Consider the following 21,506-nt stretch of genomic DNA (forward strand, 5'->3'; position numbering starts at 1 on the left):
CGACCATCGTGTGATGACCGCCTACTTCATAGGATTTATTCACTGTACCCTTTCGGATTATTCGATTGCCAACGCCAAGCGTCCCGACACATCGCTTCAATGTCATGTCGCACTTCCCAGCCAAGAATGGCCTTAGACTTTTGCGGGTCGGCAAATATCGCCGCGACGTCTCCGTCTCGTTTATCCGTGATTTGATAAGGAATCGTCTGTCCGCTCTCCTGTTGGAACGTTTGAAGCAAATCAAGGACGCTGTATCCTTTCCCTGTCCCGAGGTTGAACGCCTCCACCCCTTCATATTTCCCCACATACTCCAACGCCTTCAAATGACCAAGCGCCAAATCTACGACATGGATATAGTCGCGCACGCCTGTCCCGTCATGCGTCGGATAGTCATCCCCGAACACTTGAAGCTCTTTTAGACGCCCGGCCGCGACTTGTGTGATGTATGGCATCAAGTTGTTTGGGACATCGAACGGATCTTCGCCGATCGTCCCGGAGTCGTGCGCGCCAATCGGATTGAAATAGCGAAGAATCGCAATCGACCAAGAAGAATCAGCTGTATAAAGGTCGCGCAATATCTCTTCGATCATCAGTTTCGTTCGTCCATATGGATTGGTCGCACTGAGCGGGAACGATTCATCGACCGGAGATGTGGTTGGGATTCCGTAAACGGTCGCCGATGAACTGAAGACGATACGTTTTATCCCAAATTGATTCATCATCCGTAACAAGACGAGCGTCCCAGCTACGTTGTTGTCATAGTAGTGAAGTGGTTGGCTGACGGATTCGCCGACTGCCTTTAGACCCGCGAAGTGAACGACCGCATGAATCGAGTGCGTGGAGAAGATTTCATCAAGCAATTCCTGATCTCGAATGTCGCCCACGTATAAGGTGACCGTCTTTCCAGTCAGGATCTCGATTCGCTGAATCGCCTCTTGTCGGCTATTGGACAAGTTGTCCAAAATGACGACTTCGTATCCTTCCTCAAGCAATTGCACCGTCGTGTGTGTCCCGATATACCCCGCGCCACCTGTCACAAAAATTGTTTTCATGTGCTTCACCCCATTTTCTGAAAGTTCATCTGCTGCGATTGTTAAGCCGAGCGATCATTGAGCCAGTCCCCGACACGACGGAATGTATCCGTACGCGGAGGTGTTTCGCTTCGGCTAAACGTGTGATAATCAATCTCGGATACATATCGAATCAAGCGAATGAGTGAGAACGCGAACGCAATCGTGCAACCAATCGCAAAACTAAGCCCGTAACTGTCTGGTCCAAGTGGTAATAGCAAGAACGTCAACCCCGCATTCATCGTGATGAAGAGTGCCGATGTATACGCCGCTCCCCGATGATCTTCAAAATAGAGCAGGACGAGCGTGAGAACGAGCACCATGGCGTTTGAAAAGGCACCAATCGTCGTCATTTGAAAGACATCCCGAATCTCAGGTGACAGACCTAGTAGCGGGAACAAGACGGCCGCGAACAGAATAAAGAGAAGCGACACGAGCCCTTGATTTCGGAACAGTCGTTGCAACTCTTGTCGTAAGACGAGGAGCATGGCCGCTTTCGAGCGTTGAATCTGTTGGTACGTCCCACCTTCGTTCACGTATCCATAAAACACGCGATACCGCTCATAAAAACGCGTCTCGACCGACACAACGAATATCGTCATCGTCGGAATGATCGTCAAATAAGAGAGGAAGATAGCTGTGTCATAGATCGGATGATAGCGGAATGTGTCGAGGTGGACACTCCCTCCTTCCGCGAACCAGATGATCCATGTGCCGACCCAGATCCCGATGTTATAGAGAAAACTGGTCCAAAAGAGTGCCGGGTAGCGGTCAAAATAGCGATAGAACGAGAACTGACCGACCGTACTCCGGTTTGGGAACGTAAGGAGCATCGATGTGAACAAGCCGAACAACGTGACGACAAGACCGAGTGTCATACTCGCTGTCAACGCGAAGCTCTTCATGTAGGACTCCGTCAAATATTGCATCAAGAACTGGTCCGTGATGAGGACCGCGGCGACTGAGACGATGCCACCGGCCACAAAGCTATAGGCTACCGCCTGATAGAACTTGGCCGCACTGAGGAACAAGAAATGTACCCAAATGAGGTTGACCGTCATGAATAGGACGAATGCCAACGCGTTCAATAAAGCAGGGAGTTCAGAGAACATAAGGAAGATAGCGAACAACAGCGACGCGATGGCGACCGTCGTCTTCATCATCCCGATGAACGCCGGGAAGATGTCTTCATATCGTTTCTCATAAAAACAATCCGCCAAGTACCTCGTGACGACGAGCTGCTGCACGCCGAGAACGACTTGCGAAAAAATAAAACTGTAAGAGACGATCAAATTGAACGTCGTGCGTTCTTCGAGTGTGGCGATAGATAGATAGCTCGTCAGCCACTGCATGAGGGCAATCGTGACGATGACGATCAGCCATGGTCCTGATGTGACGAGCCCGGCAAATGCATATGCTTTGATTCGTGAAGAGAAGTAGTCTTCTTGAAACAACTGTTGTAACTTAAACCCGATGCCCGCCATATACCGCTCTCCTCTCTTCATATAAGTGTAGATATGCATCGATAAACTGATCGGTGCGATAGTACGTCTCGACTCGCTGTTGCCCGTTTCGTCCGAGTCGGCGCGCATCTTCACGATTTTGATGGAACCAGACGCAACGCTCTGCGATTCGCCGTGGATTGACCGGCGGAACGACAAATCCGGCCGGACCGAACGGTTCATCCGGTCGCCCGTTCACGAGTTCCGCACAGGCCCCGACGTCCGTCACAATCCACGGGACACCGGCGGCCATACCTTCTAGTACAGCAAGCGGTTGTCCCTCGGAGATACTCGTCAACAGACACACATCGAATTCGGGAAGGTGTTGTCGAATATCGACTTTTCCGACCATCAAGACGGACTGTTCGAGCTCGAGTTGCCGAATGAGCATCTCGCACTCCGCCGCATACTCCTTATCCTCATCAAGTGGTCCCATAATGGTCAGTTCGAACGGGACGAGCATGTCTTGTAACAGTTTCGCCGCATAAATCATGGTTTTAATATCTTTGATTGGAACGACGCGAACGATGGCACCGATTCGTAGTTTATCCACTCCCGGCACATGCCCGAGAGCAGACAAGCCCGTCACGTCAATCCCGTTCGGAATGATACTTAATTTCTCAACAGGTGCCCCGAGCTGACGTTGCAACTCGCCGTTTCGTTCAAAGAGTGTGATGACGTCATCTGCCTTTCGGTACGCTTCCCGGGAAATGTGGTGGAAGAACTGAATCCAATGGGAGCGAAACTCAGTCGGAATCCAAGATGCCTGTAACAGTTCTTCTTCCCGTTCACGCGAATAGATGCCGTGTTCAGTCAAAAGAAACGGAATGTTTTGTCGTTCTTTCATCGCACTCGCAATCAGACCCGCATATCCGGTCGAGGCCGCGTGCACGAGGTCGACCTGAGGTAATCCGGCTTGGAGTAAATCAAGGACAGGCGCATACATACTGCGCCACATCCAAAAGTAATCGATGAATGAACCGGCCTGCCCTTCTTCTTGATAGCTCTCCGTGACGAGCTGATAGAAGAGACGACTCGAGAAGAATTGTTCTGGTGTCCCGATTTGATTTTCAAGAATCGGATAGATGGACGAATCGACTTGACCGAATGTCATCCACGTCTTGATTCGCTCCCGTTCCGCTTCCGATAACGCTTCCGGTCGACGTTTCCGTGTCGCCCGTTGATTGAGGGCGAGCGTGGTGACGCCTGTTACATTCTTCGGTAACGTATAGCGATAATCTGCCTCTGTCTTCGGATTCGGCATGATTGAGATAATCTCAAACTCATGCATCGGCATCTGTTCCATCAGCATGTGAACCCAGCTCGATACGCCGCCGCTCACATATGGATAACTCCCTTCGACAACAATTCCTATTTTCATGGGCGACCCTCCAATATCGGGAGACGAACAGACGTGTCTCTCAATTCAACTTGATACAATGTACCATTCTCATCAAATGGCTTGACTTCACCATAATCGAACGTCCCTGTATCGAGACGTTTCCCAGGTTGCACACGAACGAGTAACGTCGACGAGACAGGCAGTTGTTGGGCATTGATATCGATAGCATCATTCGTGTAAGCCACATCGATTTGCGCATCTTGATAAAGCTTATATTTTCGATACGCGTCATATTGGCTCAAGCCCTCGAGATGTGGATATTTGGAGTAGAGTGTCTGGAACAGACCTCCAAACGATTCTTTCATCATCTCCCACCCTTTCCCTTTCGAGCGATAGTCATCTAACACATCATCCGGGTGAATGAAGTGGGAAACGAGTCCGAAGTTGGCGACGGCATCAATGACGACAAATAGATCATCCGGTGTCTCGTTGTATCCGCTCGATACGCGAGGAAAATCGTACAAGTTCGGATAGACCGGGTCGGGTCCGAACTCTTGAATGTAACTTCCTTTCGTCGCATCTCCGCTATAGAGTCCTGCGACAATCAGCCCTTTCGGAAACTTCTCGTTCAACACTTCAAGTCCGGATTGACCGATGATGTTCGATGGTGGCACATAGCTGCGGATCCGCTCATTCGGCAAGTAATAGTCAAACGCCTCAACGACACGGTCAATGGCGGAACGCATATCTTCCTGGCTGTCCCATTTTGTATATCCAAGCTCCGGGTCCATCACTTCATCTCCCATGACTAGCGGCTGGTGGTTAAACCCGTGTAGCCCGACTTCCCCATTCGTTTGGAGTAAACCGCGACCATATTCGAGTATCGGTGCCCGAATTTTTTCGATGAGCTGTTCTGTCGTCTCTTCATTCGTCGCTTTATAACTGCCGATCAGGAAACCAGAATAAGTGACGTCGTAGTCAGCACCGATTTGCTTCATGTCTTTCCACCAAATCTCTGAGAAGAACTCTTTGATGGACAAATCATATTCTTTCGTGATGACCGGATTCGAATAATTTGGTACCGGTGCCGGGAAGTCGTCAAGGTGAACGACCTTGATGCCAGCTTGTGGCATGACGAACGCTGGGAACAGCATCGAAAGCGTCTGCACCATCAAGCCGCGTGAGTTCTTATCCGTCAACGACGTCGTATTCCAAAACATCACTTCGCCCTTCCCATAAGGAGACTGCCATAATATTGGTTCGTTTTTGGCAGAAATGAGGACGTCCGCCTCTTCTTTCAGTTTGACGTCAGCAATGCTGTGGACGAATAACCCTGAGTCTTGAGGCAAGTCGACATACCCAGGGAAAATTTCTTGTTCGAAAATCAACCCGTTGACTCCATCTTTAAAGTCCCCAAAATCGCTTACGCCGACCAGGTCTGCCCAGTCTTGATCGATGAATCGTCCGGCAACGTAGAGCCGTCCACCTTTTTCAACGAAGGACCGAATTGCCTCGTACGGCCATGATTTCGTATTTTCCCCGCTGACGACGAGAACGTGTCGTGGAGAAGGCTCAATCGATGCGATGTCCTCTGCTTCGATCGAGGTATAAGGCAACTTTGCATAGTCGAGCGCATATTTAAAGTTATTCAAAACAGCTGTCGACAAATCGTCGTCATTCTGATGGATGTAGATTTGAACCGGATCCCCCTCCACCGCTCTCACCTCACCCGCGAGTGTCGTAAAGGATTTCGGCTCATGTGCTTCTTTTGGGATGAGCCGATGACCATAGTCAAGCCGTAAAAACTGGACGACGACAATCATCGCGATGAGTAAAGAGAACAAAGACGCGATATACGTCGTAATCGATTTATTCATATATGGGCACCTTCTAACTGTTGAATGACAAAGCGATAGTCCTCTGGAATGTCTTGCAAATCGAGATGTTGATGCAGGCGGTCGAGGGTCGGACGTAGGGACGTCCAATCGCCGTTCGTCATGTGGTATTCAATCAACATGACATATCCATCGGGTACTTTTGGATGATAAAGGGTGAGCGCCTCAGCCAATCGTTCTCCCGTTTCCAAGTCACCCGAGCGGAACGAGAGGCGGGCTTTCGTGCGTAAGTACGTTTCGTCTGTTTCGTCGTACTCACTCAATTGATCGAGGTGAAATAATATCCGTTGCTGGATGCGCATTTGCATATCTTGATCCAAGAGACCGCTATCTAAGAACGAAATTCCGGTTTCAATTACCGGATAAATCGTCTCCGGTCGCTCCGGATTCACTTGTGCGATTCGCTGTTTTAACATCAAATCGTATCGGTCGAACAGTGTGTTTCGGACGGTCGCTGCATAGTGGACCGTTTCCGTATCCTCGTGTTCGAGACCTAAGTGTAAATATTCTTCTGTATTCATGAGCGGTGTCGACATGAGTTGTGTGATCGATTGTTTCCGCTTGTTCCCGTCCATCTGTAAGGCTTCCGTCAATGGGACGAGATCTAAATCTTCTTTCGCCTGTTGCTGCAAGCGTTCTAAGTTGACCGTCTCAAAGTTGATGTACTCATCGTAGTCGAGAAGCGTCTTCGGTGAGGCGAAGCGTCGGGCAATCACATATCCAATCAAACCAAACAGTTCTCCGACAATCGGGATGACGGCACTGACGAGAAATATCGAGAGCCAGACTCCCTTTTCCGTCGCATCGACTTTCGGTCGTACAATCAGTCGATACAAGACGAAAAGGACCGTCGCATGCAGAAGGAAGAAAAGAAGAATCATCCAACCGGTCATAGGCGTTTCCCACCTTTCACATAGAAGACATGCTCAATCCGTTCCTTGAATCGTTCGGCTGATTCAACCGGTGTACCTGGGAGGAGAAAATGAAGGATGCGATCGTCTTCGTCATATCCGATAACGTCAATTTCACGCATCGACTGTCTCAAAATCAATTCCATTTCAATCAATGACAAGTCCACACCCTCTACAGGCAATGTGACCGTACTATACGGTTGACCATATTGCTCATGACGAAGTACTTGTTGGGCCACTTTTTGTTCGAATGCTTCCATACGGAACATGTGCGTCCCGTCGACGAGTTGGTCGCTGACGAGCATCCATTCGAGGGCATCGGCCTTTTCAATGCGCGTTCCCGTCCAATCCAAGACGAGTTTCATCATGTTCATCTCATGACTACGTAAGCGTAAGATATCGATTTCATGGACGACCAAGACTTCCTTCACCGTTCCTTCATAACAAATCGGTGCAACGAGAAGCGGTCCATCTAGCTCATCTGCTAAACGAAGCGTCGGCTTTTTCGATTGGAACATCCGTGCGAAAATTCCCTCCTCCGAATCGATGAAGAGCGTCTGGGGCAAACGTTCTACCTCTCCGGAACGGACATGAAGACGGAGTGTGCGCCGCGATGCATCCACATGATATAAAGCGAGTTGACGAGCACGGAAGACACGCGTGAACGTTCCAATTAAATGATCACGTACTAAAGCGGTCGCATCCTGATCAAGTTGTAGTCCAATCTCATAAATTTTTGAGAGCGTATAAGTCGAGTCGAGCACCCGCTTCCGCATCTCCCCTTGCGACTCTTGTAGTTGTTGTATCGTCTGTTTCAGTTGTTCGTTCTCATCAATCACTTCTTCTTGACGAATGTGGAGCGACTGGTAACGCTCCCGATAAGAAGTACTGAAGACACCCGCACTAAGCGCGACGAAGAAGTGTAGCAAAATCCAAGCCAGTTCATTCGTATCGTAAAGGAATAAGAGCAAGTCTGAGCCTTCCATCAAGAGGAATGAGAAATGGTAGAGACTCGTCAACGCGAAACTGACGAAGGCACCGAGCAAGCCATATCGTAAAGAAAACAGGAGGATATAAAAAATTAACGGGTCAATCGCCCAATCTGACAAAGAAAGACTAAATGTATAGTCCAAAATGCCGATAAGTAAAATAGTCACAATCATTTCAATCCATTTGATGGATGTGCGGTGTTGGGTATAAATCATAGTGTCACTCATTCCTTTACGTGGTATTTTAGTAGTAGGACTTTCAATGGATTGTCGACAAAAATTTCATATCGAGACGGGCAAACTTACTGAAAAGTAAGGGCGCAAAGACATGGGTCGTCGATCTTTTTAGATACCGATCGCCAGTCTGCAAAAGCCGCAGCCGCTCTCTGATAACTATCAGGAGGGTTTTTTTATGGGTATTTTCTCAGCCAAACGAATCGTGACCATCTGTTGTGCATTTCTCGTTGGATTGGCGTTTTTGACGCCGCAACAAGCGGTCGCTAAAGCGAGCAATCCGCTCGCAAACGTCGAATCGTACAAGATTTATTACGATATGCCGACAAAGACCAAAATTAAAAAGATGCAACAGTATGACCTTGTCATCATCGAGCCTGTTTATTATACTGCAGCGCAAATCAAAGAATTACAGAAATATGGGACAAAAGTGTACGGCTACATCAACACGATGGAAGCCGACAATTGGAACGTCGATTTCATCAGTCAGATGAACGAGTCGGACTTCTTCCACCGCAACGGACAACGTGTTCATTATGCGGAATGGGATTCTTATTTAGTCGATATGACGTCAACTCACTATCGTGAGTTGTTGACGCGTGAAGTGGAGAAACAAATCGTCGCCAAAGGATTGGATGGTGCGTTCTTAGATACCGTCGGCAACATCGATAACGAGCACTCGGAACAACCGACCATTTTAAAAGCGCAACGTGACGGGATGAGTCAGTTCATGAAGACGATCAAATCCAATCACCCTTCCCTTTCTCTCATTCAAAACTGGGGATTTGCGACATTGAAGACGTATACGTATCCATATGTGGATGGCGTGATGTGGGAAAGCTTCAACTACACGACCGTAGCAAAAGATCAATGGTCAAAAGACCGCATCCAAGAGTTGCGTGACCTTGATACACGTTACGGGATCAAAGCGTTGACCGTGTCTTCGAAACAACGTCCAAAGAGCGCGGCGTATGCTGAAAAAAATGGGTTCATCCATTTCCATTCAAACGCTTCGTTAGATTATAATAAATTCTGACTTTCATTTACATGATTGTACAAGCATCTGGTAGTTTCTACAATGGAAATGCTAAAAAACATCCCACGTGTATGCCTTCTTTATCGGCAGATTCGTGGGATGTTTTGATAGATTCACTTCATTCTAGTGAGATAAATCATAGCCTGTCCGAACACGGCCATCCGGTTCTTGATACACCACATGATCTAGTGACAGTTCCGTCGGCGATTGAACGCCTGCCGCAGCCGTCATATTGTACAGCCCTTCCCGGAGCGAGATGATGTAGTTCGTCACCCGAAAACTTTTCTCATCGACAACGAGGGCACGCTGCAGTTTCGGGTCAGTCGTCGCGACACCGACCGGACAGCGATTCGTATGGCAAACCTGTGCCTGGATGCACCCGACATTGAACATAAGTCCGCGAGCGATATTGACGAGGTCTGCGCCGAGCGCGAGTGCGATGGCTATCTTATCCGCCGTGATGAGTTTCCCAGAGGCGAACAGTTTGACTCGGTCTCGCAAACCGTGCTCGATGAGAAGGTGATGCACGTAAGGGAGCGCCGCCTTCAGCGGTAAACCGACTGTATCCGCAAGCTCTTGATACGTCGCACCCGTACCCCCTTCACTCCCGTCGATGGTGATGAAGTCAGGTACAATTTGAGATCTCGCCATCTCTCGGACGAGCGAGTCGATGTCTTGCAACTTCCCAACTACAAGTTTGATGCCGACCGGCTTCCCACCGATTTCACGTAACCTCTCAACAAATGCCAACAATTCCACATGGGTGTGAAATTCAGAGAAGCGGTTCGGGCTGTCAATGGTTTCCCCGACTCGTACATGACGGATTCGGGCAATCTCCTCGGTCACTTTCGATCCGTCGATATGTCCACCACGTGTCTTCGCGCCTTGGGCAAGTTTCAGTTCGAACGCTTTCACTTGCGGAAGATCACTCTTTTGTTTGAATGCCTCGACTGAAAACCTACCGTCTTCATCCCTTACACCGAAGAGCGCCGGCCCAATCTGACAGATGATATCGACGTTACCTTTTAAATGATAATCGGACAATCCGCCCTCCCCCGTGTTCATCCACGTACCACCCGCACGCCCGAGCCCAATCGAGAGGGCTGTGATGGCCCTGTCTCCAAGCGATCCGAAACTCATGGCCGACTGACCGACAAGCCCTCGAACGTAGAACGGTTCCCGACACGTCTCTTTCCCGATGATGATGATATCTTCTTCTGTTAATAAGTACGGGGAGATGTCTCGTTCGACGAGATGCTCTTTTCGGGTAAAGAGATTGTCTTCATCGAGTTCATACACCCACGTCGATACCTTGGTTGAATTGTCGATGCGTAGCTCGTTCCGGTTCGTCGGGTAGAGGGCATTCTGAAGATAAAATCCGCCTGCCTCAAAGTCTCGCTCCGAACCGAATCCGATGATGCGCGACTTATATTTCCCGGCAATGACGGCCGCCTCGTACTCGTTCCGCGAGAACGGCTTCGCCTCATTGTCGTTCAAGAACAAGTATTGCCGAAGTTCAGGTCCCATCTTCTCAAATATATAGCGCAACTTTCCGAGAATCGGGAAATTACGAAGGACGGAATGTTCGCGCTGGTTCCGGTCACGCCGCCACAGATAAAAAATCAAGAGCGGCGGGGCCGTTATGATCATGAGTAAGAGGACAAGTAAGATGGTCAACATCGACGTATTGAGTGACACGCGTTTCCCTCCTCCATTGCTCGACGAAAAACACCCCGTTTAAAACAAAACAGGGTGTCATCAGTCGCTCGGGATCGTGACCCCGTCAAATTGTTCATTACGGCATAACGTGATTGCCTGCATCGCCAACTTGTAGTCCTCTTCCGGCAAGGCAATCAACTCGGTCGGAAGAACCCATTCTTTTGAGTTATACAGATGGATGACGAGCTTGGCGAGCACAAATTCTCGTTTATCGAACGTATTGTCATCGATGATAGTCGAGGTCCGGATCTTCCCTGCCTCTAAATCCATATAAGGAAGCAACCGTTCACGAACATGGGTGTTTCCCGCAATCACATACAGCGCGGCGAAATATTCTCGACCGGTACTGCCCGGATCCGTGAGCCGTTGTGCCAACCGTTTGAACTCGTTGTAGTGGTCGGAAGATAAAAAATCAATATGGTTCATCGGTCCACCTTCTCTCTCTAAGCCTCGCTTTGCTCTCAGGGTTTATAATTTCCACCTTTTTGTAGAAACTAACCCTATTTCGCTCAGATTCGGCGCATCGATATCGCCTCGCGCATCTGTTGAAGCGATGCCCGGGCCGCGTCCCCTCGCCGAATCATGACGGCTGTAAACAAGGCGTCAATCAGACTGAGTTCCGCAATGCGGGAAGCGAGTGCCTCTGAGCGAAATGCCGTTTCTTGAGACACCGTAAACAGAGACACGTCCGCAATCTTCGAAAGAGGTGACTTCGCATAGTTCGTGATGGCGATTGTCGGGACACCTTTCTCTTTTAACAGTTTCGCGATATCGAGCGTCTCTTTCGAAGCACCGGAATGCGAGATGACGACGGCGACGTCTTCTGCCGTCAGCTGTGAGGCTGACATGAGCTGCATATGCGACTCGAGCATCGCGCTCACCTGAAGACCGCTCCGCACAAACTTATGGTACGCATCGAGTGCGACGACGGCCGACCCGCCGCTCCCGAAAAATTCGATGCGGCGCGCCCCAAGAAACAACTCCACCGTTTTCTCAAGAGAGGCACCATCTAAAATCTGACGGGTCGATTCAATCGTCTTCCCGTTCGTCGAAAAAATTTTCTCTGCGATTTCGAGTGCCGTATCCGTCTCGGTAATATCTTCATGAATATCTTGAAGCGGCGCGACGACATCTGAGGCGAGTGCAATTTTTAACGCCTGATAGCCTTTAAATCCGACACGCTGACAAAAACGGAATACAGTGGATTCCGCGACATCGAGGTCATCTGCCACCTGATTGATGGTATGATGAATGATTTGTTCTGGCTGCTTTAAAATGTAGTCGGCAATGCGTTGTTCTTTTTTACTCAGTGTCGAATAGGCACCACGAATGCGGGCCGTCCCGTTCATCGTTTCCATCAAGAATCACCCTTTCTCTTCTTCAATCTAACGATACCGTTTCGAAAAAAATTCCGCAATGTGTGATTCATCCAAATGATTGACCCACCTTACAAAAGTAGGCAAGAAGCGTGATTCCCGAGTGTGCTACTCTAATAAAGCACTTTTTAACTGCTTCACTCTTTGTACCATTTGAAATCGAAAGGACTGTTTCTCATCGAACATCACCTGAGTAGCTCATATAACTTACCACTCGTCATTCTTTCCATCGCTGTCGCCATCTTCGCTGCCGGTGTCGCTCTCGATATTAGCAGTCGTTTGAAATATGCGAAACACGCCTCGCGACTCAGGTGGGTCGTAGCTGGCGCCTTCAGCCTCGGTCTCGGCATTTGGGCCATGCACTTCATCGGCATGCTGGCGTTTCACTTGCACGATGATGTGACGTACCATCTTGGCATCGTACTATTATCCATCGTGCCGGCCGTCGTCGCTTCCGGACTTGCTTTCTGGATCATCAGTCACCCTGAGACAAGACCAATTCAACTCGTCTTTGGTGCCTTCTTGATTAGTGTCGGAGTTGTTTCGATGCACTATATCGGGATGGAAGCGATGCAGATGAATGCGATTCTTACCTATGACCCGGTCATGTGGGTCGCTTCTGCCATCGTCGCCTTCGTCGCATCGCTCGTCGGCCTGTATATCCTTTTCTATATCCCAAACGTCTCCCGATTCCATTGGCGTCGCCTTGCCAGTTCTGTATTAATCGGGGTCGCCGTTTCCGGCATGCATTACGTCGGGATGGGCGCGGCTCGTTTCACAGAGATGAGCGAGGGAACGCAACCGGTCAGTGGATACTCGGTCGATAGTACGCTCCTCGCCTACGTCATCGCAGCGAGCGTCATGACACTTTTCATTTTGATGTACATATCGCTCCGGACGGCTTCGCAACTGGAGGCACAGTCGGAAGAACTCGAGTTGAAATTCGAATCCATCATCGAATCCGCCTCGGATGCCATCATCGTCGCTGACCACACTCGTGTCATTCTACAGTGGAACCAAGGAGCGACCGACTTGTTCGGTTACACGACTGACGAGATGGTCGGACAATCGATTGTCGCCATTATTCCAGAACGTTTCCGCGAGGCGCATGAACGTGGAATGCGTCGCTACGAAGCAACGGGTGAAAAACGCGTCATCGGTCAAACGGTGGAACTCATCGGACTAAGAAAGGACGGCGTCGAAGTACCAATTGAAATGTCTCTCGGCACGTGGAAGACAGAGAAAGGAATCTTCTTCAGTAGTATCATCCGTGACATCAGCGAACGGAAACGGATTGAGGCGCAAATCAATGATCTCGTGTATTTGGATCCACTCACGGGACTCCCGAACCGCCGCCTGTTCAGTGACCGACTCGATGCTCTTCTCGGTCAATCCCAGCAAGAGCCGTTCGCGCTATACTATATCGACTTGGACAATTTCAAAGTCATCAACGACCGCTTCGGCCATTCGATTGGCGACCAGTTCTTGAAACAAGTAACCAATCGGATCGAGTCGACCATTCAAAAGACGGACACGCTCGCCCGACTCGGTGGGGATGAGTTCATCATCTTATCGCCTGATACGAAAAGTAACTTGGCAGCCCATCACGCACAGGAACTCATCAACGTCCTCCATCCTCCGTTTGAACTCGAGAATGAAGAAGTGTTCACGGGTGCCTCGATTGGAATCAGTCTCCATCCGTCCGATGGCGATACGGCCGAGGAATTGATTAAGAATGCCGATATCGCCATGTACCGGGCGAAGGCGGACGGCAAAAACGGCTATCAATTCTTCACGAACGAGCTGAACGAATCAGTGTCCCGCCGCTCGAACTTATCAATGGCGCTCCGTAAAGGCATCGGTCGTGGCGAGTTCTCTGTACATTATCAACCGCAAATTCAGTTGGAGACGGAAACCATCATCGGTATGGAAGCGCTCGTCCGTTGGCAACACCCAGAACTCGGGATGATTTCACCTGGTGAGTTTATTCCGATTGCTGAGGAAACAGGGAGCATCCATCGTCTCGGGGAGTTTGTTTTAAATGAGGCGTGTCGTCAAAACAAGGCGTGGCAAGATGCGGGGATTCCCCCGTTCCGAGTCGCCGTCAACATCTCGGCCGTTCAGTTTGCACAAAAAGATTTACCAGAGGTCGTCAGTCGGGCACTCGCCGCATCCGGTCTTGCGGCACAATATTTAGAGCTCGAGTTGACCGAGAGTGTCATCCAAAGTGCAGATCGCGCCATCGAAACGATGCATGAACTCGTCGCCCTCGGTGTCCATCTTTCCATCGACGATTTCGGAACCGGGTATTCCTCCCTCAGTTATTTGAAGCTGTTCCCAATCGATACGCTCAAGATCGACCAGCACTTCACGAAGAATATCGAGAGCGACGAGAAAGATGCAGCTCTTGTCAAAACAATCATCCGGATGGCGCACGAACTCGATTTGAACGTCATCGCGGAAGGGGTCGAAACAGAGAACCAAGTCGCTTTCCTGAAAGCCGAATCATGTAATCAGGCACAAGGATATTTCTACAATCGTCCTTTGCCAGCCGAAGAGATTGAAGTCTTCTTCCAACAATATAAGAAAGCATCATCGAGTTAATCCGTTCGACCTCCCGTTGTGGAGGTCGATTTTTTATTCGGAAAAGAAAAAAATTCCGTAACCCTACTTGTAAATCGAATTTATTTTGATATGATGAATACAGAGACGGAAAAAAATTCTTTTTCAGGGGTGACAATATGGAAATTGGTTTGATTGGTTTAGGGAAAATGGGTTACAACTTGGCACTCAACTTGAGCGACCACGGACACACAGTCATCGGGACGGACGTCGGGGACGTCACATCGGACACCTTTACGATTGTGCCGACACTCGAAGATGTCGTGAGCAAGTTGTCGACACCACGTATCATCTGGGCGATGGTCCCGGCCGGAGATGTCACGGAAGCGGTGCTCGCCGAATTGTATGAGCGACTCGAGCCAGGCGACATCGTCATCGACGGCGGGAACTCGAACTACAAACTCTCGGTCGCACGCGCCGAACAGTTCGCCGAGAAAGAGATCAAATTCTTCGATTGCGGGACGAGCGGAGGCACGGACGGGGCACGAAATGGTGCCTGTACGATGGTCGGGGGTGACGCGGAGGCGTGGCCAACGATTGAACCAATCTTCAAAAATCTGTCTGTCGAGAATGGCTACTTGTACACGGGTCCTGCCGGAAGCGGTCACTTCTTGAAGATGATCCATAACGGCATCGAGTACGGGATGATGCAGGCGATTGCGGAAGGATTCGATATTCTCGAGAAGAGCCCGTTCGATTACGACTACGAACAAGTCGCACGCGTCTGGAACCACGGCTCGGTCGTCCGTTCTTGGCTCATGGAACTCACAGAGAACGCCTTCAAGAAAGATGCGAAGCTCGATGAGATTCGTGGGGTCATGCACTCATCCGGTGAAGGCAAATGGACGATCGAGACGGCGCTCGACCTGCAAGCCGCGGCACCGGTCATCGCCCTTTCGCTCATGATGCGCTATCGCTCTCTCGAAGACGATACGTTCTCAGGTAAAGTCGTCGCTGCACTCCGCAACGAGTTCGGTGGTCACGCGGTCGTCAAGAAGTAACATCTGTGGAAAAGGTCACGGGGATATGGCCTTTTCCTTTGTCAAAAACTGTAAACGGTTACATATTCGGAATTTAGGGGGAATACTCAATGTCTGGCTCAACACTTATTTTGATCGCCTTAGCCGGGATCTTCTTGCTCTTGTTTTTGGTCATTCGCACAAAACTTCATGCATTCGTTTCGTTATTACTTGTCAGTTTAATCGTCGGGGTCGCAGCTGGCATGCCACTCGGGGATGTCATTGCCTCCATCCAAAACGGGATGGGCGGAACGCTCGGCTTCGTCGCCGTCGTCGTCGGTCTTGGCGCGATGTTCGGGAAGATGCTCGAAGTCTCTGGCGGCGCAGAACGCCTCGCCCAAACACTCGTCAGTAAGTTCGGTGAAGACAAGGCGCAATGGGCACTCGGGATTACCGGGTTCATCGTCGCTGTCCCGGTCTTCTTTGATGTCGGCTTTATCATTCTCGTACCAATCGTATACGGTCTCGCCAAAAAGACGGGACGCTCGCTTCTTTACTATGGGATTCCGCTCCTTGCGGGTCTCGCGGTCACGCATAGCTTCATCCCACCGACACCTGGTCCAATCGCTGTTGCGAACTTGATCGGTGCCGACCTCGGTTGGGTCATCTTGTTCGGTGTCATCGCCGGGATTCCAGCCATGATTTTAGCCGGTCCTGTTTTTGGGAAGTATATTGCTAAGAAGATTCATGTGACGATTCCGGATTACATGGAATTCAAAGAAATTGACACATCAAAAGAACTGCCGAGTTTCAAAATGATCTTGTCGCTCATCTTGATTCCGCTCGTGTTGATTTTAGCGAACACGCTCTCAGCGGTTCTCTTGGACGAAGGCAACGCCGTCCGGGATTTCTTGACATTCCTCGGACATCCATTCGTCGCCTTGACGATTGCGACGCTCCTCACATTCGTCTTCCTCGGGACACGCCGTGGATATTCACGTGACGAAGTACAAGAGATCGCAACGAAAGCACTCGAGCCAGCCGGGATTATCATCCTCGTCACAGGGGCCGGTGGTGTGTTTAAACAAGTGCTCATTGACTCAGGTGTTGGTGACGTGCTCGGTGAAATGATGGCCGGTTCACCACTTCCGGCAATCGTCCTCGCCTTCTTGATTGCGACGGTCGTCCGTGTCGCCCAAGGATCGGCAACAGTGTCGATGGTCACGGCAGCCGGACTCATCACACCGCTACTCGAAATTCAAAACATCACGGGTGCGGCACTCGGTTTGATTGTCATCGCCATCGCTTCAGGGGCGACAGTCCTCTCACACGTCAACGACTCGGGCTTCTGGCTCGTCAACCGATACTTCGGTCTCGATGTGAAAGACACGCTCAAGTCATGGACGATTATGGAAACGATTATCGGACTCACCGGCTTCGCCGTTGTGTTCTTGATTAGCCTATTTATCATCTAAGTTAGGAAGTGATTGTGTGTATACGATTGGGGTCGATATCGGGACGACGAGTACGAAAGCTGTCCTGTTCAACGGTCATCAACAACTGGCGGTACATAACGTGTTGTATCCGCTTCTCACGCCCGATACGGAGACGGCCGAGCAAGACCCGGTCGTCATCTACGGGGCCGTGCTTGAAGCCGTCTTGGCGGTCCGTGCCAAAGCGGACGGTCCGATTCGCTTCGCATCGTTCAGCTCGGCGATGCATAGTTTGATTGCGCTCGATGCGGCAGGACGTCCGCTCACGAACAGCATCACGTGGGCCGACAGTCGGGCGAATCCGTATACGCAAGAAATCAAACGCAACTTTGATGCGAGCGCCCTCCATATGCGTACCGGTACCCCGGTCCACCCGATGGCACCGCTGTCCAAATTGCGCTGGTTGAAAGCGGAGTACCCTGACGTCTTTACCCGGACGGACAAGTTCGTCTCCATCAAAGAATATGTCTTCTATCGGTTGACGGGACGCTTCGTCGTCGACCACTCCATCGCCTCGGCGACGGGGTTGTTCAATTTGAAACAACGAGATTGGGATGCGGAAGCACTGACGGTTGCCGGTGTGACACCAGATCGTTTATCTGAACTCGTGCCGACGACAGAAATTTTACATGTGACACCAGACGTGACCGAGACGCTCGGCTGGGACTTCCCGCTCGTCATCGGGGCAAGCGACGGCGTGCTCTCGAACCTCGGGGTCGGTGCCTTCGAACAAGGCGTCGTCGCCGTGACAATCGGGACAAGTGGCGCCATCCGGACAGTCGTCTCGGAACCGGTCGAAGATCCAAAAGGTCGCATCTTCTGTTACGCGCTGACGGACAAGCATTGGGTAATCGGTGGACCAGTCAATAACGGCGGCATCATCCTCCGCTGGCTCCGTGACGAGTTCGCAGCAAGTGAGGTCGAGACGGCGAAACGACTCGGGATCGACGCGTACGATGTGTTGACGCGAATCGCCGAGACGGTCAAACCGGGTGCGGACGGACTGTTGTTCCATCCGTATTTGATGGGTGAACGGGCTCCACTTTGGGATTCGAACGCTCGCGGTTCATTCTTCGGGCTCAGCATTCACCATAAGCGCGAACATTTCATCCGCGCTGTATTGGAAGGGGTCATCTTTAACCTCTATACGGTCATGCTCGCACTCGATGAGTTGACGGGCGCCCCGAACCGCATCCATGCGACAGGTGGTTTTGCCCAATCGAGCTTGTGGCGTCAGATGATGGCAGACATCTTCGATACGCCGGTCGTCGTGCCGGAGAGTCATGAAAGTTCATGTCTCGGGGCTGTCATGCTCGGGGAATATGCCTTCGGGGACATCGAGGAGTTCCAAGAAGTACCTCAAGTGACCCACGAGCATACACCGGACATGGAAGCGACGAACGTCTATCGGGAGCTTTTGCCGATCTACATTCGCCTGTCGCGTCATCTGTCGGAAGAATATGAAGCCATTTCGGCGTTTCAACGGAAGCATGTGTGACGTCAAACCGAGTCCTTCAAGGGCTCGGTTTTTTGAATCATGACAGGAGATTTCGTTTCATACATGGAAAGTAAGTGCGAGGTTGAACTGTCAACATTAGAGAAGGGATTGGTCAAATGGCGATCGCAATCGGATATCTCATTGCAGGTCTAGGCGCATTCGTGGCGTATTGGTTCAGTACAGGCGAAGCACGAAACACAAAATTGAAAATATGGGGAATCGCTCTTATGATTCCTATATCACCTGCCTTAGCCTTTTCAATCGGACTCTCCTACGCCATCAGTGTGCAGAACGGTTGGGCCGGATTGATCATGTGGTTGATTTTCCCTGCGATCTTCTTTAGTGGTCTTGCGCTTCTATTGGTCGGTCTATTCAAAAAAGAAAAGAAAGTCGTTTGAGCGATATGATGATCATACTCAAGACACCACGTTGCCTCATCCGCCCGTTCGAACGACAAGACATCGAGTCGTTCATGACCTATCGGAACGACTTGGACTGGATGAAGCATCAATCGTTCAAAGGGCTCACCCGTGAGGAATATGAAAACGTCCTACTCGGTGAACAATCGCTTCAACACGGCATGCAACTCGCCATCATTGACAAAGCGACGGATGAATTGATTGGTGATGTCTATATTCAGCAAGAAGGTACGACCTATTGGATTGGCTACACCATCGTACCCACGCGAGCGCGTCAAGGCTATGCATTTGAAGTGATGTCGGGATTGATTCGTCACTTGAATGGTCAAGGAGCGAAAGAGTTCAAAGCCGGTGTGCATGGGACGAACACGGCATCGATCGCGCTATTGAAGAAATTGAAATTCACCTTTTTCGCGACAGAACTTGACGAACAAATTTATCGTCTCGATGTCTCGGACATATGGTAAAGTATGTATCACATGTCACTTGGTTTTGATTTGAGGGAGTTTTGAATTGAATGATGAAACGCGTTCTTTTACTCATGTCGATCTTTCTATTGATTGGGTCTTTGTCTCAGGCTGCGATCCCGGATCCGAAGGCCTATAACGACCCGAGTCTTATCTATTTGACGCTCGATGATGGACCGAACTGGAAAACGGGAAAGCTACTCGATGTCTTGAAGAAACATCAAGTGAAGGCAACCTTCTTCATCCTCGGGAAGAATATCGAAGGAAATGAGCATCTGCTTCATCGCATGATTGCGGAAGGTCACCTGATTGCCTTACACGGGATGCGGCACGAACGGGATGAATTTTATGAAACACCGTTGACGGCCGTACGTCAGATGCAGGAAGTACAAGCACTTATCTATGAAGTGACAGGCATTCATACGAACATGGCCCGGACGATTTACGGGAGCGACGCCGGCATGACATCCGCACACTGGCAGGCGATGACCGATGCCGGTTTTGAAATATGGGATTGGAACGTCAGCAGTCTCGACCATGTGTATAAGAAAGACAATGCACGCGTCGAACAACGCGTATTCGACCTCCTCGAAGCGAATCGTACGGCGAATATTGCTTCCATCATTTTGGCGCACGATCACTCGATGACACCGAAAGCACTTGATACAATCATCCGCTATGCGAAAGAACGAGATTATGAATTCCGGACCTTAGAAGGTGCCCACCCGGTTCACAACTTTTCCGATGTGTGGGAACCGCATTTAAGCGAACGAGCGACCCCATGACTGCAGATCATCTTAATGGTCTGCAGTTTTTATACAATCCAAAAGCGTATCGGGATGACCGACACGCTTTGTTTATCCAACTATAGTTTCCGTCACGTGTGTACGATTTCTACCACTATTTTTCGCCTGATATAAACAATCATCTGCCAGACGAATCATCTCACGTAGATTCTCGCTCTTTCCGTTCGCAATCCCAATAGAAACGGATAACTGAATTTTTTGTTGATCGAGTAGCTTGAACTCATGTTTCGATATACTATGTCTAATCCGCTCCGCTACGTTGACCACCTCACTCTGAGAAAGCATTGGAATCAAAAGACCAAATTCTTCTCCACCGATCCGTGCTTTAATGTCTTGATTCCTTGTTTCTCGGTGCAAGAGTTCTGCAAATTGTTTCAATACCTCGTCGCCGTTCGCATGACCATATTGATCGTTGATTTGTTTGAAGTGGTCAATATCTAAAATCAATACATTACATGTCGTATATTGTCCTTTGAACTTTTTCATCTGCATCTCCCATGCTCGACGGTTTGCCAGACCCGTCAAATGGTCGGTTTCCGCTGAAACTTTATACTCTCTCACACGGTGATGGATGAGATATAGATCAATATTCAGCATGGTGATCAACAATCCGATTGGGAAACTGATCATTGTAACCAACAACGCGACATCGAGAGCACGTTCCGTAAATCCGCCTCCGACAAGAATCCCCATTGCTGCAACTAAACATGTCCACACGTTCAACGTAAGACCGAATTGGAAAAGCCGCTTCTGTAGCCAGACGATTCGATATGTCAGGATCGTCCCGATCACCATCGTAAAGAGGGCGACACATGCCACAATCGAGTAAAAGTCGATACCGTAGCTGAATCGGTGAATCGACATGATTGTAGCTGCGATAAACAACGGAGAGACCAAACGATAAAACCCGAGTAAAAGGAGGACGAGAAAACGAAAATCAATTTTTACCGCATTCTCAAATTCAATACTTTGCGTGATTAGAAAAATCCCGAAACATCCCGAGAGCACACCGATGATGAATTTTTGGATGTGCACATGTCTCGTATGATAGTTCATGATCTTCGAGATGAAATAGATGCCAGTAAAAGAAATACACGAATTGGCGATTAGACTCATGAACATTAGTTGGTCCCCTTCACATTTGTCATGTCACTTCCACTCTCTACAT

At 49.7% G+C, this 21,506-nt stretch carries 18 protein-coding genes and 1 riboswitch; of the genes, 8 read left to right on the plus strand and 10 right to left on the minus strand.

What is annotated here, in order from left to right:
- Positions 1-35 precede the first annotated feature (35 nt).
- From galE to GVY42_RS08200, 6 genes are read right to left on the minus strand one after another with little or no spacing between them, the layout of a single operon-like run.
- On the minus strand, positions 36-1,052 hold the full coding sequence (gene galE / locus GVY42_RS08175; RefSeq protein WP_074035865.1) for a UDP-glucose 4-epimerase GalE: 1,017 nt from the start codon (positions 1,050-1,052) through the stop codon (positions 36-38).
- 41 nt (positions 1,053-1,093) lie between these two features.
- Positions 1,094-2,554 (minus strand): exopolysaccharide Pel transporter PelG, encoded by a 1,461-nt coding sequence (gene pelG, locus GVY42_RS08180; protein WP_159562910.1) that lies wholly within the window; start codon positions 2,552-2,554, stop codon positions 1,094-1,096.
- Positions 2,535-3,953, minus strand: a complete 1,419-nt coding sequence (gene pelF, locus GVY42_RS08185) for a GT4 family glycosyltransferase PelF (RefSeq protein WP_159562911.1) — start codon at positions 3,951-3,953, stop codon at positions 2,535-2,537. Before pelF ends, pelG begins: the two co-directional genes overlap by 20 nt.
- The gene (locus GVY42_RS08190) at positions 3,950-5,791 is read right to left on the minus strand and encodes a DUF2194 domain-containing protein (RefSeq protein ID WP_159562912.1); all 1,842 of its coding nucleotides are present in this window, start codon (positions 5,789-5,791) and stop codon (positions 3,950-3,952) included. The genes pelF and GVY42_RS08190 overlap by 4 nt, the downstream gene beginning before the upstream one ends.
- Positions 5,788-6,702 (minus strand): hypothetical protein, encoded by a 915-nt coding sequence (locus GVY42_RS08195; RefSeq protein ID WP_159562913.1) that lies wholly within the window; start codon positions 6,700-6,702, stop codon positions 5,788-5,790. The genes GVY42_RS08190 and GVY42_RS08195 overlap by 4 nt, the downstream gene beginning before the upstream one ends.
- Positions 6,699-7,925 carry a hypothetical protein gene (locus tag GVY42_RS08200; protein WP_074035855.1) on the minus strand — a complete coding sequence of 409 codons (1,227 nt, stop codon included), beginning with the start codon at positions 7,923-7,925 and terminating at the stop codon, positions 6,699-6,701. The genes GVY42_RS08195 and GVY42_RS08200 overlap by 4 nt, the downstream gene beginning before the upstream one ends.
- 69 nt (positions 7,926-7,994) lie before the next feature.
- A riboswitch (cyclic di-GMP riboswitch) is annotated at positions 7,995-8,081 on the plus strand.
- 40 nt (positions 8,082-8,121) lie between these two features.
- Here GVY42_RS08200 and GVY42_RS08205 point away from each other — a divergent pair.
- Complete coding sequence (locus tag GVY42_RS08205; protein ID WP_159562914.1) at positions 8,122-8,979, plus strand: endo alpha-1,4 polygalactosaminidase; 858 nt, start codon at positions 8,122-8,124, stop codon at positions 8,977-8,979.
- Between the two features lie 123 nt (positions 8,980-9,102).
- On the opposite strand, the gene GVY42_RS08210 is transcribed toward GVY42_RS08205, so the two are convergent.
- From GVY42_RS08210 to GVY42_RS08220, 3 genes are all read right to left on the minus strand, one after another.
- The gene (locus tag GVY42_RS08210; protein ID WP_159563662.1) at positions 9,103-10,659 is read right to left on the minus strand and encodes an FMN-binding glutamate synthase family protein; all 1,557 of its coding nucleotides are present in this window, start codon (positions 10,657-10,659) and stop codon (positions 9,103-9,105) included.
- A 78-nt stretch (positions 10,660-10,737) separates the two neighbouring features.
- Positions 10,738-11,124, minus strand: coding sequence for a hypothetical protein (locus GVY42_RS08215; protein WP_159562915.1), 387 nt, complete (start codon positions 11,122-11,124; stop codon positions 10,738-10,740).
- 83 nt (positions 11,125-11,207) lie between these two features.
- On the minus strand, positions 11,208-12,056 hold the full coding sequence (locus GVY42_RS08220) for a MurR/RpiR family transcriptional regulator (RefSeq protein WP_159562916.1): 849 nt from the start codon (positions 12,054-12,056) through the stop codon (positions 11,208-11,210).
- A gap of 162 nt (positions 12,057-12,218) precedes the next feature.
- Between GVY42_RS08220 and GVY42_RS08225 the strand changes: the two genes are divergently transcribed.
- The 7 genes from GVY42_RS08225 to GVY42_RS08255 all read left to right on the plus strand — a co-directional run bounded on the left by GVY42_RS08225 (position 12,219) and on the right by GVY42_RS08255 (position 20,317).
- Positions 12,219-14,678: a bifunctional diguanylate cyclase/phosphodiesterase gene (locus GVY42_RS08225; RefSeq protein ID WP_159562917.1), complete on the plus strand. Its 2,460-nt coding sequence runs from the start codon at positions 12,219-12,221 to the stop codon at positions 14,676-14,678.
- Positions 14,679-14,815: 137 nt separating this feature from the next.
- Positions 14,816-15,697 (plus strand): phosphogluconate dehydrogenase (NAD(+)-dependent, decarboxylating), encoded by an 882-nt coding sequence (gene gnd, locus GVY42_RS08230; protein ID WP_159562918.1) that lies wholly within the window; start codon positions 14,816-14,818, stop codon positions 15,695-15,697.
- An 89-nt stretch (positions 15,698-15,786) separates the two neighbouring features.
- A complete protein-coding gene (locus GVY42_RS08235) occupies positions 15,787-17,130 on the plus strand; it encodes a gluconate:H+ symporter (RefSeq protein ID WP_047794873.1) in 1,344 nt (447 codons plus the stop codon).
- 16 nt (positions 17,131-17,146) lie between these two features.
- Entirely contained in the window at positions 17,147-18,646 is a 1,500-nt protein-coding gene (gene gntK, locus GVY42_RS08240; protein ID WP_159562919.1) for a gluconokinase, read from the plus strand.
- A gap of 116 nt (positions 18,647-18,762) precedes the next feature.
- Positions 18,763-19,044, plus strand: coding sequence for a hypothetical protein (locus GVY42_RS08245; RefSeq protein ID WP_159562920.1), 282 nt, complete (start codon positions 18,763-18,765; stop codon positions 19,042-19,044).
- A gap of 8 nt (positions 19,045-19,052) precedes the next feature.
- A complete protein-coding gene (locus GVY42_RS08250; protein ID WP_236548948.1) occupies positions 19,053-19,532 on the plus strand; it encodes a GNAT family N-acetyltransferase in 480 nt (159 codons plus the stop codon).
- A 50-nt stretch (positions 19,533-19,582) separates the two neighbouring features.
- Positions 19,583-20,317, plus strand: a complete 735-nt coding sequence (locus tag GVY42_RS08255; protein ID WP_159562922.1) for a polysaccharide deacetylase family protein — start codon at positions 19,583-19,585, stop codon at positions 20,315-20,317.
- Positions 20,318-20,389: 72 nt separating this feature from the next.
- Here the strand turns inward: GVY42_RS08255 and GVY42_RS08260 are convergent, their stop codons facing one another.
- Positions 20,390-21,460: a diguanylate cyclase gene (locus GVY42_RS08260; protein ID WP_159562923.1), complete on the minus strand. Its 1,071-nt coding sequence runs from the start codon at positions 21,458-21,460 to the stop codon at positions 20,390-20,392.
- Positions 21,461-21,506: the final 46 nt, after the last annotated feature.

This window comes from Exiguobacterium sp. 8A (assembly GCF_902506275.1).
Lineage (GTDB): Bacteria > Bacillota > Bacilli > Exiguobacteriales > Exiguobacteriaceae > Exiguobacterium > Exiguobacterium profundum.

Bases quoted from the DNA above. Each gene is read 5' to 3' on its own strand.
- galE (WP_074035865.1), bottom strand. From the start codon at position 1,052: ATGAAAACAATTTTTGTGACAGGTGGCGCGGGGTATATCGGGACACAC.
- pelG (WP_159562910.1), bottom strand. From the start codon at position 2,554: ATGGCGGGCATCGGGTTTAAGTTACAACAGTTGTTTCAAGAAGACTAC.
- pelF (WP_159562911.1), bottom strand. From the start codon at position 3,953: ATGAAAATAGGAATTGTTGTCGAAGGGAGTTATCCATATGTGAGCGGC.
- GVY42_RS08190 (WP_159562912.1), bottom strand. From the start codon at position 5,791: ATGAATAAATCGATTACGACGTATATCGCGTCTTTGTTCTCTTTACTC.
- GVY42_RS08195 (WP_159562913.1), bottom strand. From the start codon at position 6,702: ATGACCGGTTGGATGATTCTTCTTTTCTTCCTTCTGCATGCGACGGTC.
- GVY42_RS08200 (WP_074035855.1), bottom strand. From the start codon at position 7,925: ATGATTTATACCCAACACCGCACATCCATCAAATGGATTGAAATGATT.
- GVY42_RS08205 (WP_159562914.1), top strand. From the start codon at position 8,122: ATGGGTATTTTCTCAGCCAAACGAATCGTGACCATCTGTTGTGCATTT.
- GVY42_RS08210 (WP_159563662.1), bottom strand. From the start codon at position 10,659: ATGTTGACCATCTTACTTGTCCTCTTACTCATGATCATAACGGCCCCG.
- GVY42_RS08215 (WP_159562915.1), bottom strand. From the start codon at position 11,124: ATGAACCATATTGATTTTTTATCTTCCGACCACTACAACGAGTTCAAA.
- GVY42_RS08220 (WP_159562916.1), bottom strand. From the start codon at position 12,056: ATGGAAACGATGAACGGGACGGCCCGCATTCGTGGTGCCTATTCGACA.
- gnd (WP_159562918.1), top strand. From the start codon at position 14,816: ATGGAAATTGGTTTGATTGGTTTAGGGAAAATGGGTTACAACTTGGCA.
- GVY42_RS08235 (WP_047794873.1), top strand. From the start codon at position 15,787: ATGTCTGGCTCAACACTTATTTTGATCGCCTTAGCCGGGATCTTCTTG.
- GVY42_RS08245 (WP_159562920.1), top strand. From the start codon at position 18,763: ATGGCGATCGCAATCGGATATCTCATTGCAGGTCTAGGCGCATTCGTG.
- GVY42_RS08250 (WP_236548948.1), top strand. From the start codon at position 19,053: ATGATCATACTCAAGACACCACGTTGCCTCATCCGCCCGTTCGAACGA.
- GVY42_RS08255 (WP_159562922.1), top strand. From the start codon at position 19,583: ATGATGAAACGCGTTCTTTTACTCATGTCGATCTTTCTATTGATTGGG.
- GVY42_RS08260 (WP_159562923.1), bottom strand. From the start codon at position 21,460: ATGTTCATGAGTCTAATCGCCAATTCGTGTATTTCTTTTACTGGCATC.